This window comes from Paenibacillus sp. FSL R5-0744, assembly GCF_037972555.1.
GTDB lineage: Bacteria > Bacillota > Bacilli > Paenibacillales > Paenibacillaceae > Paenibacillus_AQ.
Map to the genome: position 1 here is coordinate 4,731,624 of NZ_CP150228.1, position 22,527 is coordinate 4,754,150.

The 22,527-nt window shown below is 44.3% G+C and carries 24 protein-coding genes; 2 read left to right on the forward strand and 22 right to left on the reverse strand.

Going from position 1 to position 22,527, the window contains the following annotated elements; genetic code table 11:
• Window positions 1–51 precede the first annotated feature (51 nt).
• From MKY19_RS20920 to MKY19_RS20930, 3 genes are all read right to left on the reverse strand, one after another.
• Complete coding sequence (locus MKY19_RS20920; RefSeq protein ID WP_042190151.1) at window positions 52–639, reverse strand: histidine phosphatase family protein; 588 nt, start codon at window positions 637–639, stop codon at window positions 52–54.
• Window positions 640–818: 179 nt separating this feature from the next.
• Window positions 819–1,409, reverse strand: a complete 591-nt coding sequence (locus tag MKY19_RS20925; RefSeq protein WP_042190154.1) for a zf-HC2 domain-containing protein — start codon at window positions 1,407–1,409, stop codon at window positions 819–821.
• A gap of 5 nt (window positions 1,410–1,414) precedes the next feature.
• Window positions 1,415–2,002, reverse strand: coding sequence for a sigma-70 family RNA polymerase sigma factor (locus MKY19_RS20930; protein WP_042190156.1), 588 nt, complete (start codon window positions 2,000–2,002; stop codon window positions 1,415–1,417).
• Between the two features lie 809 nt (window positions 2,003–2,811).
• On the opposite strand from MKY19_RS20930, the gene MKY19_RS20935 reads away from it, so the two are divergent.
• Entirely contained in the window at window positions 2,812–3,378 is a 567-nt protein-coding gene (locus MKY19_RS20935) for an XRE family transcriptional regulator (protein WP_339797426.1), read from the forward strand.
• 251 nt (window positions 3,379–3,629) lie between these two features.
• The gene (locus MKY19_RS20940) at window positions 3,630–4,853 is read left to right on the forward strand and encodes an MFS transporter (RefSeq protein ID WP_339797428.1); all 1,224 of its coding nucleotides are present in this window, start codon (window positions 3,630–3,632) and stop codon (window positions 4,851–4,853) included.
• Window positions 4,854–5,190: 337 nt separating this feature from the next.
• Here the strand turns inward: MKY19_RS20940 and MKY19_RS20945 are convergent, their stop codons facing one another.
• The 19 genes from MKY19_RS20945 to MKY19_RS21035 all read right to left on the reverse strand — a co-directional run bounded on the left by MKY19_RS20945 (window position 5,191) and on the right by MKY19_RS21035 (window position 22,524).
• Entirely contained in the window at window positions 5,191–6,285 is a 1,095-nt protein-coding gene (locus MKY19_RS20945; protein WP_042190163.1) for a prephenate dehydrogenase, read from the reverse strand.
• A gap of 47 nt (window positions 6,286–6,332) precedes the next feature.
• Window positions 6,333–7,430, reverse strand: coding sequence for a histidinol-phosphate transaminase (gene hisC / locus MKY19_RS20950; RefSeq protein ID WP_076284569.1), 1,098 nt, complete (start codon window positions 7,428–7,430; stop codon window positions 6,333–6,335).
• Between the two features lie 59 nt (window positions 7,431–7,489).
• Complete coding sequence (trpA, locus tag MKY19_RS20955; protein WP_042190168.1) at window positions 7,490–8,314, reverse strand: tryptophan synthase subunit alpha; 825 nt, start codon at window positions 8,312–8,314, stop codon at window positions 7,490–7,492.
• Window positions 8,311–9,510 (reverse strand): tryptophan synthase subunit beta, encoded by a 1,200-nt coding sequence (gene trpB / locus MKY19_RS20960; protein ID WP_042190170.1) that lies wholly within the window; start codon window positions 9,508–9,510, stop codon window positions 8,311–8,313. The genes trpA and trpB overlap by 4 nt, the downstream gene beginning before the upstream one ends.
• A complete protein-coding gene (locus tag MKY19_RS20965) occupies window positions 9,507–10,184 on the reverse strand; it encodes a phosphoribosylanthranilate isomerase (RefSeq protein WP_339266175.1) in 678 nt (225 codons plus the stop codon). Before MKY19_RS20965 ends, trpB begins: the two co-directional genes overlap by 4 nt.
• Window positions 10,177–11,007: an indole-3-glycerol phosphate synthase TrpC gene (trpC, locus tag MKY19_RS20970; RefSeq protein WP_339797430.1), complete on the reverse strand. Its 831-nt coding sequence runs from the start codon at window positions 11,005–11,007 to the stop codon at window positions 10,177–10,179. The genes MKY19_RS20965 and trpC overlap by 8 nt, the downstream gene beginning before the upstream one ends.
• Entirely contained in the window at window positions 10,997–12,037 is a 1,041-nt protein-coding gene (gene trpD / locus MKY19_RS20975) for an anthranilate phosphoribosyltransferase (protein WP_339266179.1), read from the reverse strand. Before trpD ends, trpC begins: the two co-directional genes overlap by 11 nt.
• 39 nt (window positions 12,038–12,076) lie before the next feature.
• Entirely contained in the window at window positions 12,077–13,642 is a 1,566-nt protein-coding gene (trpE, locus tag MKY19_RS20980; protein ID WP_339266181.1) for an anthranilate synthase component I, read from the reverse strand.
• 332 nt (window positions 13,643–13,974) lie between these two features.
• Entirely contained in the window at window positions 13,975–14,349 is a 375-nt protein-coding gene (gene aroH, locus MKY19_RS20985) for a chorismate mutase (RefSeq protein WP_042190180.1), read from the reverse strand.
• The gene (gene aroB / locus MKY19_RS20990; protein WP_339242713.1) at window positions 14,343–15,446 is read right to left on the reverse strand and encodes a 3-dehydroquinate synthase; all 1,104 of its coding nucleotides are present in this window, start codon (window positions 15,444–15,446) and stop codon (window positions 14,343–14,345) included. Before aroB ends, aroH begins: the two co-directional genes overlap by 7 nt.
• A gap of 2 nt (window positions 15,447–15,448) precedes the next feature.
• Window positions 15,449–16,618: a chorismate synthase gene (gene aroC / locus MKY19_RS20995; protein WP_339797435.1), complete on the reverse strand. Its 1,170-nt coding sequence runs from the start codon at window positions 16,616–16,618 to the stop codon at window positions 15,449–15,451.
• A 213-nt stretch (window positions 16,619–16,831) separates the two neighbouring features.
• Complete coding sequence (locus tag MKY19_RS21000) at window positions 16,832–16,993, reverse strand: hypothetical protein (RefSeq protein WP_170880309.1); 162 nt, start codon at window positions 16,991–16,993, stop codon at window positions 16,832–16,834.
• Window positions 16,994–17,100: 107 nt separating this feature from the next.
• On the reverse strand, window positions 17,101–17,904 hold the full coding sequence (locus MKY19_RS21005; protein ID WP_339797438.1) for a protein-glutamate O-methyltransferase CheR: 804 nt from the start codon (window positions 17,902–17,904) through the stop codon (window positions 17,101–17,103).
• A gap of 27 nt (window positions 17,905–17,931) precedes the next feature.
• Window positions 17,932–18,375 (reverse strand): nucleoside-diphosphate kinase, encoded by a 444-nt coding sequence (gene ndk / locus MKY19_RS21010; RefSeq protein ID WP_339797441.1) that lies wholly within the window; start codon window positions 18,373–18,375, stop codon window positions 17,932–17,934.
• A gap of 99 nt (window positions 18,376–18,474) precedes the next feature.
• A complete protein-coding gene (locus tag MKY19_RS21015) occupies window positions 18,475–19,443 on the reverse strand; it encodes a polyprenyl synthetase family protein (RefSeq protein WP_339797444.1) in 969 nt (322 codons plus the stop codon).
• Window positions 19,440–20,300: a menaquinone biosynthesis protein gene (locus MKY19_RS21020; RefSeq protein WP_076299575.1), complete on the reverse strand. Its 861-nt coding sequence runs from the start codon at window positions 20,298–20,300 to the stop codon at window positions 19,440–19,442. Before MKY19_RS21020 ends, MKY19_RS21015 begins: the two co-directional genes overlap by 4 nt.
• A 4-nt stretch (window positions 20,301–20,304) precedes the next feature.
• A complete protein-coding gene (locus MKY19_RS21025; RefSeq protein ID WP_339797447.1) occupies window positions 20,305–20,907 on the reverse strand; it encodes a flavin prenyltransferase UbiX in 603 nt (200 codons plus the stop codon).
• On the reverse strand, window positions 20,904–21,779 hold the full coding sequence (locus MKY19_RS21030) for a UbiA-like polyprenyltransferase (protein WP_042190197.1): 876 nt from the start codon (window positions 21,777–21,779) through the stop codon (window positions 20,904–20,906). The genes MKY19_RS21025 and MKY19_RS21030 overlap by 4 nt, the downstream gene beginning before the upstream one ends.
• Window positions 21,772–22,524, reverse strand: a complete 753-nt coding sequence (locus MKY19_RS21035) for a demethylmenaquinone methyltransferase (protein WP_143764070.1) — start codon at window positions 22,522–22,524, stop codon at window positions 21,772–21,774. Before MKY19_RS21035 ends, MKY19_RS21030 begins: the two co-directional genes overlap by 8 nt.
• Window positions 22,525–22,527 lie beyond the last annotated feature (3 nt).

Here is a 22,527-nt window from a genome sequence, read left to right on the forward strand (position 1 = left end):
TACAGCCCTTTTTATTCCCCTTTGCGCAAAAAAAATAACCCGATGCACGGGTTAACGCTGATTTTGCAGGATATGGCGAGTACAATTATATAGAATAGGGTTCCATTCCCGTTCTTTCTTCTCCAAAATTGTCAGGGATAAATTCCCAATTCGCTCAGAATACTTATCTTTGTAAAATGCAGTATACAGTTGAGCGAGGAACCCTCCATGAGATATAACTAGTATATTCCGATTGGGATGCTGCGCAGAAATATCCTCCATAAAGGCAAGTGCACGTGCTTGAAGCTGTTCGTCAGTTTCTTGACCAAGTGAAAGCTGACTCCAATCTTTCCCCCACTTCTCTTCACGCTCAGCGGCAGTAAGCCCTTCTACTTGCCCGTAGGCACGTTCCCGGATCCGATCATCAGGATCAAGCAACGGTACATTTAATTTATCAGCGATGATCTTGCCTGTCTCTGCTGCCCGGGAAAGATTACTTGTAATGCAATAATCCCAGCGATACGGCTCTTGTAATAAGCGGTCAGCAAGCATAGCAGCTTGCATCCGTCCTTCATCATTAAGCGGAATATCACTTTGCCCCTGTATCTTTCCAATTGCGTTCCAGTCCGTCAATCCATGGCGTATCAAGCCGATTAGCATATTGCCTCCCCCTTTTCACCCAAGTATTTGTCTCTTAATGTAACATGGATGAAATAAAAAGTCTTCTTTTATGCGTATTAGAATACAAAAAAGCCCCTTATCTTTACATAAAGGGACTCCTACATCGTTCTTAACACTATTTAATACTGCAATAGCTAAGTCATACATCAATAGACCCTTTATGATCTGCGATATCGATTCAGCCGGGTTAACGAAAACACTGCAAAACCCACGCCAAGCATGGATAACATCATCCAATATTGAGGATGAGTAGGTCCCATATTTACTACAAGCGGTTCAATAATCCCACCTTCAGAGCCTAAAATGGGATAAGTAGAAGTCCATTCCATAGAGCCAGCAACACCAGTCTCTACAATTCCACTTTGAGCCACAGTGATATCTGCAGGTGTTCTAAACATAGTAAAGTAAAGAACACTAGACAAAAATACCGCCAGGAAGCAAGCGATCCAGAGACTAAGCCTATGACGAACAATGGCAGATGTCCCTGCGGATTTCCCATCCCCTGGCATCAACCAAGGACTCTCTAGATAAATCCGCTCCATAACTTTAACATTTATAACTTCTGCACGCTCTTCACTAATCTCTTCTTTCAAATCATGCATAAGCTGGCTACTCTCTTGCCACAGAGACCATTCAGCAGCGCAGTAAGGACAAGTTTCAATATGTTGTTCGAGCAAAATCCGCCTAGGATGTGTGGGGGGAGCGTCCCACAAGAGCGGAATACATTCTTGCGCTTCCCTGCAATTCATTCGCCTTACACCCTCTCAACCTGCTCTTCAACTTCAGGCTCATTGAAATAGGATTCGAGTTGAAGCTTCACACTACTTCTGGCACGAAACAACAATGATTTCACGGAGCTTACACTCTGATCCAAAATTTCTGCAATTTCTTGATAATCCATCTGATCGTATTCACGCAGGATTAGTGCAGAGCGTTGTTTCTCCGGAAGATTATTAATTGCCTCACGAACCAAATTCATCCGTTCTTTACGCAATGCAGCCTGCTCAGGCGCTACTTCAAACGGTGCAACGGGAGTATATCCACTCTCTTCTAGGGATACATTTCCGGCACGATTCTTACGAAGCTCACTTAGCACGGTATTACGAGCAATAGTGTACAACCACGTTGAAAAGGAAGCATCTACCTCTCGAAAGGAATGCAAGCTACGGAATGCCTTGTAGAAAGTCTCCGAACAAAGGTCCTCTGCAATTAGCTCCATTTGTGAGTTTCTAAGCATATGATATACAAATGCCAATATTTTTCGTTGATAACGACGCATTAATTCTGAATATAATTCTGTGTTGCCTTGTTTAATTTCCTGGATCAACTGGGAATCCGTCATGGTGAGATTGGCCCTCCTCGCCCTTGCACGTCTTTTCCCGTCCGGTCCGTACTTATTATACCGGTTTGGGCTTTAAAAGTTGCGCTGGTTTACTACAACTTTTTAGTTTATTACAAGAAGAAACGATATTGTCGACCTTTTATGTAAGACAAACGTTCCTTGTGGGAATTTAAGGGAAAATATATGACGTGCAACTTATCCGTTCTTCAATTTTGAAATACACCTATGTATATTCAAACACCCAATAATTAAGGCATGATGATTGTGATGAATATAAAAAGAAAAATGGCATATTTCTATGAGCATATAAATTTTATAACGAATCTAGAAATATACCAGATCTATTGTATCACAGATTCTCATAGGATGACATTAATAGACTTCAGAGCAGTAATCTCGTCAGCATGACCTGACAACAGATTATAAACGAACATGAAGTTCAACCATAAGACTTTGATCACTGTAATGTGACTTTAATCTCTTTTTAATAAACTGTTGACAAAATGTAAACGTATACATATAATAAAAGTACAGTATGGTTTCTCTCCACTCCTATCCAAATACTACACGGTTCCAATTTATTGTGAACTGTAGCCGCTTACTTTGTAAGCGGTCTTTTTTTGTCCTGTAAGCGCTGTACCTTTTGTTAGATGATCTATAATAGGTTATTTTACTATAGCGAGCGAATTAGCTTCCACAAATCCCCACAGTCATCTATTACCCCGTTTGCGTTCACTTGAAGAGGTATGGAAAAGAGTCAAGATAAACAATATACTAGCTATAAAGATATTTGTTGAGGTGAATATGAAATGAATGAAATCGATGAATCAAAACAACTTGTACTACAAATCGGCGGTGCCTTGAAAAAGTACAGAAAAGAAAAAAACATGAACTTAGATGACTTAGCGGAATTAACAGGTGTAAGTAAACTTACTCTGGGGAATATCGAACGCGGCGAGACAAATCCAACTTTGGCGATTATATGGAAAATTTCAAAAGGCCTATCTTTACCCCTACTAGCTTTGTTCAAATCTGAAGACCCTGTTAGTTTGTATCGAGCAGGCGAAGGTCTTCGGTTTTCTAATGATCAAAAGAATTGGATCATTGAACCCGTCTTTAAAAACGTAAGCAACGATATTGAAATGTGTCGAGCTTACTTACAGCCAAATAGTTCGTATCACCCTGAAGGTCATCATGTGAATACAACTGAAATTGCGACAGTAATGACTGGTTCCATTGAAATTCAAGTCAATAGTGAGATGTACACATTGAATCAATATGATACGATCAGTTTTCGTGCAGATCGCCCTCACTCTTATACCAATCATACGAATAGCGAAACAGTGCTCCATATCTCCTTAAAATATGGTTTCTAAAAGCCGAAAATTTCACTTATAAAATGCAACTCAGTATTCCATTATATATGGGAACTCAGAGTTGTATTTTTTTTAACTAATATAAAGCACTTCAAGTGATAGGACACTCTTCATAAAGTTAACTATAAAATACTTATTGTTAAATTTAATATACTATAATATACTTTTATTGTCCGCGCGGATGTTATTCCATAGTTTTTCAATCAGCAGAAAACCAACAGTACACATAATTCTAGAAGGTGAAATGAAGAATGCCGAACAAGAAAATCTTACCATCATCTCTAGGGCTGCTAATACTCGGCATTATTATTATTGCCGCAAATTTACGTGCTCCCTTAACCTCGGTCGGTCCTTTAGTGGGTCTCATAAGGGAAGACGTTCATATCTCCAATACTTTAGCAGGCCTGATAACAACGGTACCGTTACTTACCTTTGCTTTATTATCGCCTCTAGTACCAAAACTAGGACGCAGGTATGGAGTAGAACTTTTAATTTTGTTTGCCCTGATCTTTTTGACTGTTGGTATTGTAATACGTTCTTTAGCTGGCGCTGCAAATCTGTATATTGGAACTGCAATTCTTGGATTTGCAATTGCCGTTTGTAATGTATTAATGCCAAGTTTAATCAAACGTGATTTCCCTAATAAAATCGGTGCCATGACTGGTATCTTTGGAATTTCAATGAGTTTATCTGGAGCGATCGCATCGGGAATTAGTGTACCGCTAGCCGCAAACGTAGGTTTAAAATGGCAGGAAGCGTTGGGAATATGGGGAATCTTAAGCTTTGTATCGATCCTCTGCTGGTTGCCTCAATTAAGGAAGCATACGAAGCGAACAACCTCGACGAGTCAACAGATGGCCAGCAATGATGTAAATGTTTGGCGTTCCCCTCTCGCCTGGCAAGTAACCTTGTTTATGGGTATGCAGTCCATGATTTTCTATGTGCTGATCGCATGGTTGCCTGAAATTTTAAAGCAGCAAGGCATTGACTCAAGCCAATCAGGATGGTACCTCTCAATAATGCAGTTAGCGCTGCTTCCATTTACCTTTATTGTCCCCGTTATTGCTGGGCGAATGTCAAGTCAACGTTCGTTAGTGGCCATCACAACCATTTTGCTTTTGACGGGAACGCTCGGACTGCTTTACGGAAGCTCCAATATCATTCTGTTATGGATCATCATACTCGGAATTGGTGGAGGCTGCGCCTTTAGCTTATCCATGATGTTTTTCGGTTTACGTACTAAAAATGCGCATCAAGCGGCGGAACTGTCTGGTATGGCGCAATCGATCGGATATCTGCTTGCCGCAATCGGTCCTGCCCTTATAGGATATCTGCATGATGCGACAAATAGTTGGAACCTGCCACTTTTCATTCTGCTTGGAGCTTCGGCCTTTCTCTTTTTAGTTGGTATAGGAGCAGCAAGAAATCGTTTTGTAGATAGCCAAAATAGTTACGGCGAAATAAACTCAAGTTAATTGGGTTAATGTCAGCCAGGAATTTATAATGAACGGCATGACATATGTACCTGAGAATTTCTTGGAAGAAATACTGATCGAAATGGAGAAAGCGAGTTCGGGAACAGTTGCAAAAAGCCAAATCTAAATTAGAGCGAAAAACACCCAATATAAGCCCTCCAAATGAAATAGCGTCAGTGGAGTCCGAAAGACTACTTCAAAGGTGGTACTAACGGCGGCATGTGGAAGCTAGCAACCAACAAGCCAGAATAACAAAACAGCGATTCTCTAATAACATGAGAATCGCTGTTTTTACTATTTATTACGATTTGAAAATGACCCGGAGCGAACCTTAATACTACACATATACGGTATAATCGTGCTCCTGCAGGAGCACTTTCGCTCGTTCCATATCGTTCTCCTGACGAAAAGATAGGCGCATAATACCCGGCACATCTTCACGACTCTCGATGATTTGTACGTTGCTAAGGTTAATGCCTTGGTCCCCCAGCTCAGTAGCGATACGACCGATAATCCCCGGATGATCCGGTACATCAATATGTAGGTCAAATAAAGGTGCGATCATGCCTTTACGCCGTTCAGGCAACTGACTGCGGAAGCCATTCGCTTCTTCGAAGGCCTCTTCAATCCCTACGCCATCTTCACTTTCCAGTAGACGAACAAAAGAAGAAACTTCCTCGTTCCAATCCTTCAATAAACGAAGCATTACGGAACGATTGTTCAGCAAAATGTCTCGCCAAATTATAGGATCACTGGACGCAATCCGAGTAATATCCCGAAAGCCCCCTGCAGCTAGCGTGCTATATAAGGAGTCTGTATCGTCATAGGCACGAATCTGATTTACCAAAGCAACAGCAATAATATGCGGTAGATGACTAATGGCACCTACAATCTCATCATGGCGTTCTGGATCAAGGCGTACTATCTGTGCTCTTGTGTGGTGTAGTAGAGACTCCAGTGCATGATAAGCCTCATCTGGCACTCCTGGAGGAGGCGTCAACACATAATAGGCATTCTCAAATAGCAGTGATGAAGCTGCCTCAACACCTGAGCGCTCTGATCCTGCCATTGGGTGTCCGCCGATAAAATGTACTCCAGGAATATCTAAGGAGACCGCACATGCGGCAATACTAGCTTTCGTGCTTCCTACATCTGTAATAATGCAGCCGGGTTTTAGAGGCAATTTACTTAATTGCTGCAGATAATCCTCTAACATCCCTACCGGTACACATAAAAAAATGAAATCAGCATCAAGTGCCGCTTCTTCAACAGAAAGCGTGGCTTGATCAACCACACCTCTGCTTATATATTTACTCGCGGATTCAGGACGGTGGGCATGTCCTACGACGGTCAGGCCCTCCTTGCCTTTAAAGCAAAGGGCCAGTGAGCCTCCGATCAGACCGACACCGAATATAGCTATTTTTGTCGTCATGTTCTTTGAACTACCTGCCTTTTTTAGTCTAGTCTTGCTGTTTATTACTAAGCCCGCACACCAGACTCTATAAGCGTTTGTTCCAGCGCAGTTATAAACGCTGTGTTCTGTTCAGCAGAGCCCACAGTAACACGAATATAAGTAGGGTAAACTTGATGACCCGCTCTTACTATGATTCCTTTACGCATCAAAGCATCGAAAACCTCGGTTGCAGGTTTGCGAACATCTACCATAATGAAGTTCCCGTGTGCAGGGAAGGATTCAAGGCCCAGACGTTTGAATTCACCTTGTAATTGGACAATACCCGCGCTATTAAGACGACGGCATTCCTCCACGTATTCTTGGTCATTCAAGGCAGCAAGAGCCGCGGCTTGCGCAAGACGAGTGGTATTGAAAGGCTCGCGTACCTTGTTGATCAATGAAATAATCTCAGGACTAGCAACGCCATAACCAATACGCAATGCGGCTAAGCCATAAATTTTGGAGAATGTGCGGAGCACAACCAAATTCGTATAACGATTTAATAATTGGATACCGTTGGAGTAAGAAAGATCTGTTACGTACTCACAGTATGCTTCATCAAGAACAACCATTACATTGGAAGGAACAGCATCAAGGAAAGAAACCAAGGCTTCCTCTGGTACAATCGTTCCTGTTGGGTTATTCGGATTACAAATCCAGATAACCTTCGTACGGTCCGTAATACGGGCCAGCATCCCATCCAGATCATGTGTACCATTTACAAGTGGTACCTCGATGGACACAGCGCCTTCGATATCTGCGTTACTCTTATACACAGAGAAGGTCTGGTCAGCCATGATTGTCTCATCACCTGGCAAGAAGAAAGCACGAGCAATAAGAGCAATAATCTCATCAGAACCACAGCCAAAAATAATATTATCGCTGTTCACACCAAGACGGTTGGCAAGTGCTGCCGTCAACTCAACGGCCGATCCGTCTGGATATAGATAAAGATTCTCAAGCTCTGCTAGAATAGCTTCTTTAGCACTCGGGGAAGCTCCATACGGGTTCTCATTGGATGCAAGCTTAATAACCTCACTTAAGCCAAGCTCCTTCTTAACTTCGTCTATAGGTTTCCCTGGTTTGTAGACAGGGAGATTAACTATATTCGGTTTTGGATTCATGAATAGTCCTCGCTCTCCATAGTTGATTACTCCACTATACACAGGTCAAAATGACACTGTTATGGTCTTTTTAATTGTGCCACAAATTCTCGAATTTGCAACAGCCCCTCATTCCGTGTAGCGGGATTATCGAGCAGCGGAATGACCTCTTCTATTTTACGAACAATCGCACTACCTACTACCACGCCATCGCAAATCTGAGCAAAGCGGGCAACCTGTTCGCCAGTTGAGATCCCAAATCCTACAGCCACCGGCAGATCCGTAGCTTGACGCACGGAATCAATAAACGCCTCTACATCAGCATGGAAAGTGGATCGTTCCCCTGTCACACCTAACGAGGATACACAATAGATAAACCCACTCGCACCTGAGACAATCTTCGCAATACGTTCACTTGAGGTCGGTGCAACTAGTGGAATGAGATTAACGCCAACTTCACTACTGCGGCGACGCATCTCCTCTGATTCCTCGACAGGAAGATCTGGAATAATAAGACCACTAATCTCATGAGCATTCAGTTCTGCGAAAAATGTATCCAGCCCCATTTGCAGGATAGGATTGTAATAGGAAAACAAAATAAAGGGCAAGCTGCTTCCGGCTTGACGAGCTTTTAACGCGGTCTCCATACAGGTACGCAGGTGAACCTCCCCCCGCAGAGCTCGTGCAGACGCTCGCTGAATGACAGGGCCATCTGCTAGCGGATCAGAGTAAGGTACTCCCAGCTCCAAAATGTCTGCACCTGCCGCCTCCAGTTCTGCGATGATGGCAAGCGTAGTCTCCAGATCAGGGTCTCCAACCGTCAGAAAAGGAATTAATGCCGTCCGTTCTTCAGCTTTAAGCTTCCGGAATACCAAATCCATCCGGTTTGTAGTTTCGGTTGTCATTCGTTTCCCTTCCCTTCTGTGTACGCCATGATCGATTCCACATCTTTGTCTCCCCGGCCTGACAGGCAGATAACAACAATATCATCCTTGGTAAGGGTTGGACCCATCTTCACTACATGGGCTATCGCATGTGCTGACTCCAAAGCTGGAATAATACCTTCCGTTACACATAGCAGCTTCAGTGCATCAAGCGCCTCTGCATCCGTAATCGGAACATATTTTGCGCGTTCGATATCTTTTAAATAGGAGTGTTCAGGACCTACGCCTGGATAATCCAGACCTGCGGAGATGGAATGAGCCTCTGTTACTTGACCATGTTCATCCTGCAGAAGGTAACTCATCGAACCCTGGAATACGCCATGAGTCCCCTTGCTCATCGTCGCCGCATGAAATGGTGTGTCAATTCCCTTGCCTGCTGCCTCAACACCAATCATACCGACACCTTTATCCTCTACGAATGGATAGAACATGCCGATAGCATTACTACCGCCACCTACTGCAGCAACAAGCACATCCGGCAGTCTTCCTTCAGCCTCCAGAATCTGGCGCCGCGTTTCATCACCAATAACCCGCTGAAAATTACGAACCATCATCGGATAAGGATGTGGGCCTACGGCAGAACCGAGAATGTAAAAAGTATCTTCCACATTACTAACCCAGTAGCGAAGCGCTTCGTTGCCGGCATCTTTTAAGGTACGCGATCCGGACGTAACGGGAATCACCTCAGCACCAAGCAGCTTCATACGGAATACATTGAGTGCCTGGCGACGAGTATCCTCTTCCCCCATAAACACTTTACATTCCATACCAAGTAGGGCTGCAACCGTAGCAGTAGCTACACCATGCTGACCAGCTCCAGTCTCGGCGATCACCTTGGTTTTACCCATCATTTTAGCCAGAATTCCCTGACCAATCGCATTGTTAATCTTATGAGCACCTGTATGATTCAAATCTTCACGCTTCAAATATATTTTTGCTTCTCCCAGATGTTTACTTAGACGTTCCGCATAATACAGTGGGGTCTCCCGTCCGGAATATTGCTTTAATAGATAATCTATTTCTTCTTGAAAAGCAGGGTCTGCCGAATACTTCTCATAGGCTTCCTCCAGCTCAATCAATGCAGTCATCAAAGTTTCGGGCACGAAGCGCCCTCCGAATGAACCGAAACGTCCATGCTGGTCCGGTACTTGTGTCATGATTGCTTCACCCTTTCCACAAAAGCTGTCATTTTAATAATATCTTTAACGCCTTCACTCTCTACTCCACTAGATACGTCTACTCCGTACGGAGCATAAGTATCTAGCAACTCTCCTACGTTATTAGGATGAAGTCCGCCAGCCACAAATAACGGCAAACCATTTCGTAGCGCGATTTCCTGATAATCAGGCAACCTCTCCCAAGCGAACGTGCGCCCAGAGCCGCCGCTCTGCTGAGGATCATAAGTATCTAACAATACAGCATCAACGAAGCCTGCGTATTGTTCCAATGTATATTTGTTATCAGCGTCATCACACTCTTTATCAGCAACAGACAATGCCTTCCACACCTGAACGTGTGGGAAAGCTTGCTGAACCTTTTGACAAAAGGCTGGACTTTCCTGCCCATGTAGCTGAATGACATCTAGTGACACAACGGAGAGCAGTTCGCTCAGCTCATCCAGCTCTGGATTAACAAAAACCCCAGCAGCTTTAGGTTTTTCACTAGTCTTCCATTGCGGAAGTTCAGCAATCAGTTCGGAAGCACGCTCCAGAGTAACCCTGCGACGACTAGGAGCGAATACAAATCCAATATAATCTAGTGGTAAGTGTAACATAGATTTTAGCACTTCAACGTCCTGAAGTCCACAGATTTTTACCAATGTCTCAGCCATGCCGGACACGGTCCTTTCCATTTGGAAGCATTCCTAGCAATCCATTTACCGCTTCTTCTACATTAGCTTGACGCATTAGATATTCCCCTACGAGGACCCCGTGAGCGCCAGTCGTTCTTAAGTAGTCAATATCACTTGGCCCTGCAATTCCGCTTTCACTGATCACAGGAACCCCTTGAGGTACTAGTGCTGCCAGCTCTGCCGTTGTCTCTAAGGACGTCTCAAAGGTACGCAGATTACGATTATTAATACCCAGCAGAATATTAGGATGTGTTATCCTGTCTGTACTTAATACCAACGCAAGCTCATTCCGATCATGAACTTCGATTAATACATCCATTCCAAGCCCAGTAGCTATTTCTATAAAATGAGACAGTTTATCCGGTGTCAAAATAGCAACGATTAACAACACCGCATCTGCTCCAAGAATACGCGCTTCATAAATCTGTTTCTCATCGATAATAAAATCTTTGCGTAGCAGCGGCAGATTTACAGCTTCTTTCACGTGCTGCAAGTAAGCAGCGCTGCCCTGAAAATAATCTGTATCCGTCAAAACAGATAAACAATCAGCGCCGCCCGCTTCATAACCTTTTGCAATGGAAACAGGATCGAAATCTTCACGAATCAGCCCTTTTGAAGGGGATGCCTTTTTTACCTCCGCAATCAAACCCATATCCCTGTTCTTCCCCTGGGTCAAAGCCTTACGAAAGCCTCTAGTCTGAGGGAGTGCTGCTATATCACGTTCAGCTTTAGCTAGAGAAAAGCTATTACTGAGCGCCTCCACCTCTTTGATCTTTGTAGCGACAATTTTATCAAGATACATAATTAAGCTCCTCCGTCATCACAACAAGCTGTTTCAGCTTGGATAATGCCTTACCCGAATCCACTACTTCTTTAGCTTTCTCGACGCCTCCGGCCATGGTATCTGCCAGACCCGCAACATATATACATGCTCCTGCATTAGCTAACACGATATCTCGGTAGGGATTAATCTCACCTTGGAGCACAGAGGTAATAATTGCTGCGTTCTCTGCTGCGTCTCCACCCAAAACAGCTTCAAGTGGATGTCTGTTAAGACCTAATCCCTCCGGAGTAATTTCATAAGTGGTCACTACACCCTCTTTTAGTTCAGACACTAATGTAGAGGCAGAGATGCTGATCTCGTCCAGACCATCCGAACTGCTTACAACCATTGCGCGCTTGGAACCCAGCTCCTTCAGTACATTAGCCACCGTCTCCGTCTTATTTCGGTCATAAATCCCTAGGAGCTGACGGTCTGCCCCAGCGGGATTCGTAAGAGGACCCAGCATATTGAAGATCGTACGTACACCAAGCTCTTTGCGAGGAGCTGCTGCATGCCGCATCGAAGGATGATAAATTTGTGCGAATAAAAAGCAAATGCCGATACGATCCAGACATTCTCTGGCTTGGTCTGCATTCAGATGAATGTTTACGCCAAGGGCTTCAAGTACATCCGCACTTCCCGCTCTGCCTGAAGCAGAGCGATTTCCATGCTTGGCAACTCTTACAGAAGCCGCTGATGAAATAATCGCAGAGGCGGTTGAAATATTAAATTTATGGATGCCGGAACCGCCCGTACCACAAGTATCTAACAAGCGTGCGCGATCAGTCAGTACGGATGTGCCGAACCCTCTCATAGCTTCTGCAAAACCCGTAATCTCCTCCACGGTTTCTCCTTTAATTCGTAAAGCGGTCAGCAGTGAACCGATTTGCGCTTGTGAAGCATCTCCTAGCATTATAGCACCCATTATATCCCGTGCTTCTGTACGTGTCAGATTCTTGCCTTCGATTAGTCCGGCGATTCCTGATTGAATTAAATTCGTTGCATCCATAATGTTCTTCCTCCCAGCCTTAATGAGTTACTATTTAAATCAAACCACTTGTTCAGGGGTATATTCGTACATATAATCTTGGTTGATAACTTGTTTCTCTTTCACTTCGGATGGAAACATAGCTTCTGCCATACGAATAGCTTTCAGCATGCCCTTCGCCTTATTCACCGTTTCTTCATACTCTTTCTCGGGAACCGAATCCCAAACGATACCTGCTCCGGCCTGTACGTACGCACGACCTTTCCGGAAGATGATGGTACGAATGGTGATACAAGAATCCATGTTTCCTGAGAACCCTAAATATCCAATTGCTCCGGCATAAGCACCTCGAGCTTCTTTTTCCAGCTCTGCTATAATCTCCATAGCTCGCAGCTTCGGTGCCCCAGAAACCGTTCCGGCAGGCAGACAGGAGAGAAAGGCATCAAAGAAATCTTTATCCTCACTGAGCGTGCCTGACACATTCGATACCATGTGCATGACATGGGAGTATCTTTCAATCTCCATAAAGGAATCACATTTTACTGAACCAAATTTGGATACTCTCCCTAGATCATTACGACCCAGATCAACAAGCATCAGATGTTCCGCACGTTCTTTTTCATCCTCCAAGAGCTCCGCAGCAAACGCCCGGTCTGCTGCTTCACTGTCACCCCTTGGTCTAGTTCCAGCAATCGGCCGTGTCTCCACACGATTTCCATCTACCTTTACGAGTGCTTCAGGTGAAGTGCCAACAATAATCTCCTCGTCCATTTTCAAATAGTACATATAAGGAGAGGGGTTAAGAGTTCTGAGCATCCGGTATACATGCAATGGAGAAACTTCCGTTTCAATATGCAACCGCTGTGACAATACCACTTGAAAAATATCGCCTGAGCGAATATATTCCTTCGCCTGTTCTACATTGTTGATGTACTGCTCTTTAGTGAGATTAGAATGAATCTCTCCAAGCTCGATATCCTGCGGAATGCTGCGACGATTCACATTTTCCTTAGGGCCTTCTTTTTGCAGATCTTCGGCCATAGCCTCCAACTTACGACTCAGGCTTTCATAATTGGATCTGATATCCGAATCTGTATCTCCGTCTTTTACATGCAGGTTACCAACAAGCAGAATCTGTTGCTTCACATGGTCAAAAACAATGATCCGATCGCAAAACATAAATCTTATATCATCCATTTGGAGATCATCCACAGGATGCTGAGGTAACTTCTCATAATATTGCAGCAGATCATATCCGAAAAATCCGATAGCCCCTCCAGTAAATGGAGGCATTTCGTCAAGCTTAGGACTACGGTATGAACGAAGTAACGCTTTAAGCTCCTCAATCGGCTTTCCGTATAGTTGCTTCTTCTCTCCGCCGACTTCAACGTTAATTGCACCCTTTTTACCGGATATCATCAAAAAGGGATCGCTACCGATGAACGAATACCGTGCCCATTGTTTTCCACCCTCTACACTTTCAAGTAAGAACGCGCGATCACGTTCAGCGAAACGTTGGAATAATCGGATAGGTGTTTCCATATCCGCGAGCAGTCGCTTTACAACAGGAATCAGATTATAATCCCGCGACAGCTTTACCACCTCTTGAACACTTGGATTCGTCATTGTTAGATGCCCCCTTAGATATATGAATGGTTCCGAAATACAAAAAAACCCTCTACCGAAGTAGAGGGTTTGTGTAAGTAAGTATATGTTTTTGAGCATGGATTAGCATAATTATGTAGTGTTTACAGACTTATCCCTAAATAAGATATATCACTGATAAATGACTTCAGTGCATATCAAAATAAAGACTCTGCTTACACGATACATGCTAATCTAAAAAACTTCTCGCACTCTGCTCAACTATACTCATCTCAACTAAACTAAACTCTTCTATACTCGGCTAACTACACTATACATGATGACGAGGGTCATTGACAACCCACAACTATAATTTAAGACTTGCTCTCTGATAAATCCGGACGTAGCTTCTGAGCCTCATTCAGATAAACGTGGCGTATCTCACGCTGCGATTTATCCGTATTAATCTGTACCATCAACCGGATACACATCGGCAAGCTTCCTTTAACCGGGATTTCCGTTGAACACATAAGTGGAACCATTTCCCAGCCTTCAATCTCACGAATAGCTCTTGCAGGAAAAGTAGCATCCAGATCATTGGTCATCGTAATCCATACATTGCTTATATTCTCAGCTATAACATCATTACGTTCTACGATCTCCCGCAGCAATATAACGGTCTCACGTAAAATCTCTGCCTCTTCGTTCTTAGTCACGGTTGTTGCTCCGCGAATTCCTCGGTTTACCACGGTCTTCCCTCCTTCTTAAGCTCTGCGAGAACCTCTCGCACAAGTGACTCCTGCACATCGTTCACAATGCTTACAGAGCCTATGGAATCAGGCACGATAAAGGTCATCTTGCCTTCCTTGAATTTCTTATCATGCATCATAGCGTCCATCAGTTCATCTTCATCATACTCGGAAGGAAGCCGTACAGGCAGTGACAGCGCGGTCAGCATAGATACAGTGTCCTCATAAATGGAAGTATCCCGCCCAAGCTTCGCAGCCAATAGCGCTGAACCCGCCATCCCAATCGCAATCGCTTCTCCGTGCAGAAACACCCCATACCCACCAACTGCTTCAATGGCATGTCCGATCGTATGTCCGAGGTTCAATATCGCTCGAAGTCCATGCTCACGCTCATCATTCGCCACTACATCTGCCTTAATTGCACAGCCACGCTCTAAAGCATAACCTAAGGCTTCGACATTCAGCTCTAGCAGCTCTTCGGCATGATCACGACACCAATATGCGAACTCTTTGTCCACGAGGAGACCGTGCTTTACCACTTCAGCCAGACCTGATGACACTTGCCGTGCTGGAAGAGTACTTAGTGTATCCAAATCGTAGAGTACCATTGACGGTTGATAGAAAGCCCCTATCATATTTTTGGCTAATGGATGATTGACCGCCACTTTACCACCTACACTACTATCATGAGCTAGGATCGTCGTCGGTATTTGCAGAAAGCCGATTCCACGCATATAGGTTGCTGCTACAAATCCTGCTAAATCGCCAACCACGCCGCCGCCTAAAGCTAAAACTGCTGAATTGCGGTCTAATCCTGCTTGAATCGCGGTTGTCATGACTTCTTCATACACGGCTAATGATTTAGAGGCTTCACCTGCCGTCATTATGTGACTAACCACAGTATAGCCGTGAGAACGTAAACCTTCTTCAAGAGCCGGCAAGTACCTTGGCGCTACTTCAGTATCACTCACTACTAACAGTGGACTACGCTCCGAAAATCCGGCCTCAGCACAATAATGGGCGATGTCCTTTAGTAAACCACTACCGATAAGAATAGGATACGAGCGGTCGCCCAAATCTACATTAATAGTACGCATAATTAGTAGCTCTCCAGCTGTGATAGGTAATTTTCATAGTTTGCTTTAATTTCTTCCAGTGAGTCGCCACCGAATTTATCAAGGAATGCTATTGCGATTTCCCAAGCCACTACGTTTTCCAGAACAACACACGCCGCTGGAACTGCACAAGCATCGGAGCGTTCAACTTGCGCTGTAAATGGTTCTTTCGTGTCAATATCTACACTTTGAAGCGGTTTATAAAGGGTAGGGATCGGCTTCATGACACCGCGTACTACAACGGGCATGCCGTTAGTCATACCACCTTCAAAACCACCTAAGCGATTACTTGCACGGTAGTATCCTTTAGAAGCTTCATACATAATTTCATCATGGACTTGCGATCCACGCAATTTGCCAGCTTCAAACCCAATGCCAATTTCAACGCCTTTGAATGCATTAATCGACATTACCGCCCCAGCGATTGCTCCGTCAAGCTTCCGATCAGACTGTACATAACTGCCAAGTCCGATAGGAAGTCCTTCGACGATACATTCAACGATTCCACCGATGGAGTCGCCCTCTTCCTTAATCTGATCTATGTAAGCCTCCATCTTCTGTTCCGTTTCTTTGTCGACAACTCTAACAGAGGACTGTTCTGTCCGCTCAATCAGCTCATCGATAGGCAGATCGTTAGCAGGCGCTTCAATTTCACCGATACGAATAACTTGCCCTGCTACCTTCACGCCAAAAGCTGCAAGCAGCTGTCTGGCTACAGCGCCACATGCGACTCTGGCTGCTGTTTCGCGAGCACTGGAGCGCTCCAGTACGTTACGAAGATCCGTATGGTTGTACTTCAATCCGCCGTTCAGGTCTGCATGGCCAGGACGCGGCCGATTTACGCGGCGTTTTTCTTCGTCACTGCCAGGAATAGGCTCGATATTCATGATGTTCTTCCAGTGGGTCCAGTCTTTATTCTCTACTACCAAGGCTACTGGAGCACCTGTAGTATAGCCATGACGCACTCCACCTACAATTTGTGCCGTATCTTTCTCAATCTGCATGCGACGTCCACGTCCATAACCCTTTTGTCGACGCTGCAATTGAAAATTAAGCTCTTCAAAATCCAATGTCAAATTACTTGGCAATCCCTCAATAATGGCCGTAAGCTGGGGGCCGTGCGTTTCCCCCGCTGTTAAATAGCGCAAACTCATGCTGCGTTCCCCCTTTTATACTTTTAAACTGTAAACCGCTAAAATCCTAATGATCTTTGCTCATTATAGTATAGGCAATCCTCTTTGACAAGAAAGGGATCTCCCTAAAACGACTCTATTCGCGACAAAATGAATTGGTTTTTGTGTAAAGAAAAAGCGCCATTCATACTCTAAAGAGTATGAATGGCGCTCCTCGGCTCGGTCCGGCACTTGTTAGCTTCCGATCCGCTGACTTGTTGAAGGAAATGTAGACTTACGCTCTTCCAGTTGCAGAAGGCGCTTCAATTGCATTTCTTCTACACCGAGAATTTGCCCGCACTCACGAACGGTAATAAAGCCTCGTTTGTACGCGGCAATGACCTTGCTTTTGTCCATCGGTTTAACGATCCTTTCGCTTAGCTTACAGATTCTACTACCCAGTATCACTGAACGATAGCGAAAGTATACCTATAAAAGTACACAGACGAAGGAGCAAGAAGTATTTATTTTTTACGATAGAAAAAGGTTTCCGTCGATTCAAAGCCATATTGCGCTGGCGTAAAGATCTGCTCTGTACTACCTACAAACAAATACCCGCCTGGACGTAAACTAGCCGAGAACTTATGGTAGAGCTTATTCTTCGCCCCTTCAGTAAAATAAATCATTACATTGCGACAAATGATAAGATCAAAACCCTCATCGAACTTGTCCAGCAGTAGGTTCTGTTTACGGAAATCTATGTTTTTCTTAAGCGTGTCGCTAACTTTGAATAAATGACCCTCGGGTTTAAAATAACGATCAGCAACATCCTTAGGCACATCCTTTAAAGAACGTTCCAGATACAAACCTTGCTTTGCTTTGGAAAGCGCACCGTCGTCAATATCCGTAGCCAGAATGCCAGTCTGTCCCAATAAATTCTTATCCGATAAAATCATAGCCAGCGTATATGGCTCTTCTCCAGTGGAACATGCAGCGCTCCACAGTTTCAATCTGCGACCAGATTGTTGTATGTCAGGAAGAATGATATCTCGCAGTACTTCCCACCGATTCGGATTCCGCCAAAACTCGGAGACATTAATCGTCATTCGGTCCAAAAATTCATAAAATAATTCCTTGTCCTTCATCATTGCGGCAAAAAAATCACTAAAGGTTTGATATCCATTCTTCACACGAAGAGTCGTTAAACGCCGCTTCATCTGCGCTTCTTTATACTGAGCCAGATCAATTCCGGTGCTTTGCTTAACATGATGAATAAACCCGATATAATCAGAATCTGCTGTTAATGCTGCAACATTACGATCAGACATGTTAATCCCCCGCCTCCCGCTTGGCTCCTACATCCAGACTGCGATCTCTTTGTTATAAAGATTCAATTCATCTGGAGTAAAGAAATTAGCAATTTCTCGTTCTGCACTTTCAGGCGAGTCTGATCCATGAATTAAATTAAGCGGTGTATGGCTGGCAAAGTCGCCTCGAATCGTACCCGGCAAGGCTTCTCCTACTTTCGTCTTACCAATGAGCGTACGGGATAATGCTACTACATCATCGCCTTCCCATACCATTGCAAACACTGGACCTGAAGTTATAAAAGAAACCAACTCTCCAAAAAAGTCCTTACTAGCATGCTCCGCATAATGTCTTTTTGCTTGGTCTTCACTAACTGTAATCAGCTTTGCAGCGACCAGCTTAAAGCCCTTATCTTCAAAGCGTGAGACAATACGCCCAATTAATCCACGTTGTACTCCATCCGGTTTGACCATCAGATACGTCTTTTCCATAGAGGCACTCTCCAATTTCCCATTAGTTGGGTTGTTTTGACGCTATCTTAACAGAAACCGAGCTTTCTGGAAACGTTTAATTTCATGATCACCAAAATACTAATAAGCTCTACCTGTTACAAAAAAGGCAATATCGCGCAGATTACGCTTAGTCTTGTTGTTAGGCAACTGATCTAGTGCAGCAAGTGCCTTCGCGATATATCGCGAAGCCAGCTCCTCGGAACGGACAATTCCGTCTCCAGAAAGAATAAGATCAATAGCACGCCCTACTGTGCTGTTCCCTTCACGAATAGACTTCAACTCCTCAAGAAGCGGAGCTCGCAATCTTTCATCCTCCAGGCTATAAATGACAGGAAGGGTGATGTTCCCTTGCCGCATATCACTACCTGGAGGTTTACCGATTTGTTTTTCGGTGCCTGAGAGGTCAAGTAAATCATCACGAATCTGGAAAGCCATCCCTACATTGTATCCATAATTATAAAGTAGACGAGCCACCTCTGGTTCAGCATCAGCAGCAAGTGCACCTAATTGGCAACTGACTGCAATCAACAGCGCTGTTTTACGGCGAATCCGCCGCAGGTAATGACGCACACTTTGCTCACTGTTGAAGAAGTCACGAATCTGCTCCATCTCACCGATCGACATTTCAATCATAGCCTTGGACAAAATCTGATGAATTCGCGGATTCTTCAGCTCCGTCGTCATCACCAGTGCTTTCGCATATATGTAGTCACCGGTGTACATGGCAATTTTATCGCCCCATTTGGCCTTAACAGTAAGTTCACCTCGGCGCAGTTCTGCATCGTCAATGACATCATCGTGAACTAGTGAAGCGCTATGAATTAGTTCTAGCGGTATCGCCACACGCTTCAGCTTCTCAAGATCATACTTTCCAAATTTCCCACCCATCAAAACAAATACGGGACGCAATCTTTTACCGCCAGCTTTTAATAAATGCAGAGAAGTCTCGGTTAGTAGGTCGTCATCACCCTGTACGCTACGGTACAAATCTTTTTCAATCTGATCCATGTCTCTGTTCAGTAATCCGAATATTTGCAGTCGTTTCATTCCTTCACCCGTGTCAACAGTTTATGACTCCAAATCTCCATCTTCACTGCCTGCGGCAGCAGACCCATCTCATAGGCATAGCGGAAATAGAGGTTCAGACCTTTCTGCTGCCTTTCTCCAAAATCATAGCTTAAATTGCGAAAGTACCCTTCCCAATAAGACTTAGTTCCTCCAATTGTCGAACAGGCTGCAAGTACTATAGGATCTAAATCACTTAATCCCCGCAGTTTACTCTCAGCAAAAGCTTCTGCAATCTCCGCAATGGCTTCCGGTTTGTCATTCGCAGCTTTTCGATTCACTGCCCAGACCGCAAAGGTCATCCCTAAGCCCGTCCATTCTTTCCAAAGCTCCGCCAGATCCGTAACGATATACCCTTGATCCTGCCAAGAGGCTTTAATCGCATGATCACCAATGAGTAAGCAGGCATCTGCTTGATGCATCATAGCATCCAAATCAGGATTAGCGCTAATATATTCTGGTTTATTGCCAAAAGCCTTTTCCATTAAAATTTTCAGCAAATTTACCGATGTTGCAGAAGTGTTCGTAACAGCAATCGTACCTGTACCTATCTGTGCAAGAGGCACTCGAGAAAAAAGAAAAATAGACCTCACAGGACCGTCCGCACTTACCGATAAATCAGGTAACAGCAATAACTTATCACTGGCTTCAGCATACGCAAAAGAGGATAATGCACCCACATGAATCGTTCCACGACTCATCCCCTGATTAAGAATGGCAGGTACCTCACTCACCATCTCTGCCGGATATTTCAGTGCAGAGGGATGAAAATTGTGAAATACCGGCCATGAGTTAGTATAGCTGATTTTGCCTATGATGGTGTGGCTGTTATTCTCCATCCTTTCAATCCCCCCATCTGCGAAATAATTGATGTTCAATATTAAAGCTGTCAAGCACTTTACCCACCATGAAATTAATCAGATCATCCATACTTTGTGGCCCAAAGTAAAACGCCGGCATTGCCGGAATGATCCGAACCCCCAGACGGGACAGCTTCAACATATTCTCAAGATGAATAGCATGCAGAGGTGTCTCACGAGGAACAAGGACCAGTGGACGTCCTTCCTTAAGCATAACATCAGCAGCACGAGTCATCAGATTGTCGGAGGTTCCATTAGCAACCGCAGACAATGTTCCCATGGAACAAGGCATAATAATCATCCCTTCCACACGAAACGAACCACTTGCAATAGATGCACCGATATCAGCGACAGGATGATAAAGTAGAGAACCGGGATAGCCTTTGAACTTTTCGTTCAAAAAGCCTTCCCGGTCTGATGCGATATAACCTAGTTCTTCTTTAAAAACGCGCCAGCCCGCATTACTTACTACCAAATGAACGGAGTAGCCTAGCGATAGCAACGTTTCGATCAGACGAATACCATAAATAGCACCGCTTGCCCCTGTAATTCCTACCACGAAGTTTTTCGATTTAGTAAGCGTCATTTTTTGAAATGCACCACCAAGTCAATCAGAGTGAAAGAGAACACCACGATGCTTAGCACGCCGTTCATAGTGAAAAAAGCGGTCTGTAAACGACTGAGATCACTCGGAGATACAATATAATGCTCATAAAAGAGAATAATATATGCGAGGATCATACCAGCCACATACCACCAGCTTAAATCCGTCAAAAACAGCAGCGATACGAATCCAATCGCCGTAAGAATGTGAAACACACGAGCAATAACGAGTGCACCTTGGACCCCAAATCGCACTGGAATGGATTTTAAGCCTTCTTTAAGATCAAATTCAACATCCTGACAAGAGTATATAACATCAAAACCAGCCGTCCAAAACACAATTGTGAAGTAAAATACCATTGAAGTCCAATTCACACTACCGGTCACAGCTACCCAGCCGCCCAGCGGTGCAAGCGCAATGGTAAGGCCGAGGATAAGATGGCATGCCCATGTAAAGCGCTTAGTGAATGAATAAATAACAAGAAGGAATACAGCGATAGGTAACAGCTTAGCTGACAAAGGATTCAATTTAAAGGCTGCCCAAAAGAGCAAGAAAAACGAAATGCCTATAAAAATGACAACTTCACCGATCTTAAGTAACCCTGCAGGAATCGCTCTTCCCGCTGTGCGTGGATTCTTAGCATCACTGATTCGGTCTATCAATCGATTCAATCCCATAGCTGCACTTCGTGCTCCAAACATAGCGATTACAATCCAGCCAATTTGACTCCAGGATGGGAGGCTATCATTCATGACAACAGATCCCAGTAAAGCACCCATAAAGGCAAAGGGTAAAGCAAATACCGTATGTTCAAACTTAATCATTTGTAAAAAGATACCGATTTTCTTAAACATTCCTGTTCTCCTTGAGCCCAATATGTAATGCCGCGATGCCTCCGGTCAAGGGGAAGGATTCCACTTTTTGAAGTCCGGTTTCACGGAAAATAGTGGCCAGTTGCTCCCGGTCTGGGAACATTGCCAATGATTCTGGCAGCCATTTGTATTGCTCGTACCTTTTCGCGAATAACTTACCAAGCAATGGAAGTACACGCTGGAAATAAAAGAAATATACACCTTTAAACGGCTGTTTCATCGGCTTGGATAGCTCCAAACATACAACCATTCCACCAGGTTTTACTACCCGCTTCATTTCGTTAAGCACTTGAACAGGATCTGGCACATTGCGTAGTCCGAATCCAATCGTTGCATAATCAAACGCATTGTCTTCAAAAGGCAGCTCCATAGCATTGCCCTGCACCAGCGAAATACGGTCCTGAAGCTTGCGCTCTTCCACTTTGCGGCGACCTACCTCAAGCATACCTGCACTGAAATCCAGTCCGATTACATTGCCAGTCTGCGAGGCTTCCGCCAAAGCGATGCTCCAATCACAGGTTCCACAACATAGGTCAACGGCCGAATCCCCGCGCTTCATCCCCATCTTCTTCATCGTGAATTTACGCCATGCCTTGTGGCGGCGAAAGCTTAGGATGTCATTCATCAAATCGTATTTTCCAGCAATACTCTCAAATACGGAATGTACAAACTGCTCTTTTGGTTTGCTGTTGTCACCCACAGCAGTTGTCGTTTTTTCCATAGTCATCCC

What these genes read in the sequence shown, in the direction of transcription:
- MKY19_RS20920 (WP_042190151.1), bottom strand. Translation starts at nt 639, where the DNA reads ATGCTAATCGGCTTGATACGCCATGGATTGACGGACTGGAACGCAATT.
- MKY19_RS20925 (WP_042190154.1), bottom strand. Translation starts at nt 1,409, where the DNA reads ATGAATTGCAGGGAAGCGCAAGAATGTATTCCGCTCTTGTGGGACGCT.
- MKY19_RS20930 (WP_042190156.1), bottom strand. Translation starts at nt 2,002, where the DNA reads ATGACGGATTCCCAGTTGATCCAGGAAATTAAACAAGGCAACACAGAA.
- MKY19_RS20935 (WP_339797426.1), top strand. Translation starts at nt 2,812, where the DNA reads ATGAATGAAATCGATGAATCAAAACAACTTGTACTACAAATCGGCGGT.
- MKY19_RS20940 (WP_339797428.1), top strand. Translation starts at nt 3,630, where the DNA reads ATGCCGAACAAGAAAATCTTACCATCATCTCTAGGGCTGCTAATACTC.
- MKY19_RS20945 (WP_042190163.1), bottom strand. Translation starts at nt 6,285, where the DNA reads ATGACGACAAAAATAGCTATATTCGGTGTCGGTCTGATCGGAGGCTCA.
- hisC (WP_076284569.1), bottom strand. Translation starts at nt 7,430, where the DNA reads ATGAATCCAAAACCGAATATAGTTAATCTCCCTGTCTACAAACCAGGG.
- trpA (WP_042190168.1), bottom strand. Translation starts at nt 8,314, where the DNA reads ATGACAACCGAAACTACAAACCGGATGGATTTGGTATTCCGGAAGCTT.
- trpB (WP_042190170.1), bottom strand. Translation starts at nt 9,510, where the DNA reads ATGACACAAGTACCGGACCAGCATGGACGTTTCGGTTCATTCGGAGGG.
- MKY19_RS20965 (WP_339266175.1), bottom strand. Translation starts at nt 10,184, where the DNA reads ATGGCTGAGACATTGGTAAAAATCTGTGGACTTCAGGACGTTGAAGTG.
- trpC (WP_339797430.1), bottom strand. Translation starts at nt 11,007, where the DNA reads ATGTATCTTGATAAAATTGTCGCTACAAAGATCAAAGAGGTGGAGGCG.
- trpD (WP_339266179.1), bottom strand. Translation starts at nt 12,037, where the DNA reads ATGGATGCAACGAATTTAATTCAATCAGGAATCGCCGGACTAATCGAA.
- trpE (WP_339266181.1), bottom strand. Translation starts at nt 13,642, where the DNA reads ATGACGAATCCAAGTGTTCAAGAGGTGGTAAAGCTGTCGCGGGATTAT.
- aroB (WP_339242713.1), bottom strand. Translation starts at nt 15,446, where the DNA reads ATGCGTACTATTAATGTAGATTTGGGCGACCGCTCGTATCCTATTCTT.
- aroC (WP_339797435.1), bottom strand. Translation starts at nt 16,618, where the DNA reads ATGAGTTTGCGCTATTTAACAGCGGGGGAAACGCACGGCCCCCAGCTT.
- MKY19_RS21000 (WP_170880309.1), bottom strand. Translation starts at nt 16,993, where the DNA reads ATGGACAAAAGCAAGGTCATTGCCGCGTACAAACGAGGCTTTATTACC.
- MKY19_RS21005 (WP_339797438.1), bottom strand. Translation starts at nt 17,904, where the DNA reads ATGTCTGATCGTAATGTTGCAGCATTAACAGCAGATTCTGATTATATC.
- ndk (WP_339797441.1), bottom strand. Translation starts at nt 18,375, where the DNA reads ATGGAAAAGACGTATCTGATGGTCAAACCGGATGGAGTACAACGTGGA.
- MKY19_RS21015 (WP_339797444.1), bottom strand. Translation starts at nt 19,443, where the DNA reads ATGAAACGACTGCAAATATTCGGATTACTGAACAGAGACATGGATCAG.
- MKY19_RS21020 (WP_076299575.1), bottom strand. Translation starts at nt 20,300, where the DNA reads ATGGAGAATAACAGCCACACCATCATAGGCAAAATCAGCTATACTAAC.
- MKY19_RS21025 (WP_339797447.1), bottom strand. Translation starts at nt 20,907, where the DNA reads ATGACGCTTACTAAATCGAAAAACTTCGTGGTAGGAATTACAGGGGCA.
- MKY19_RS21030 (WP_042190197.1), bottom strand. Translation starts at nt 21,779, where the DNA reads ATGTTTAAGAAAATCGGTATCTTTTTACAAATGATTAAGTTTGAACAT.
- MKY19_RS21035 (WP_143764070.1), bottom strand. Translation starts at nt 22,524, where the DNA reads ATGACTATGGAAAAAACGACAACTGCTGTGGGTGACAACAGCAAACCA.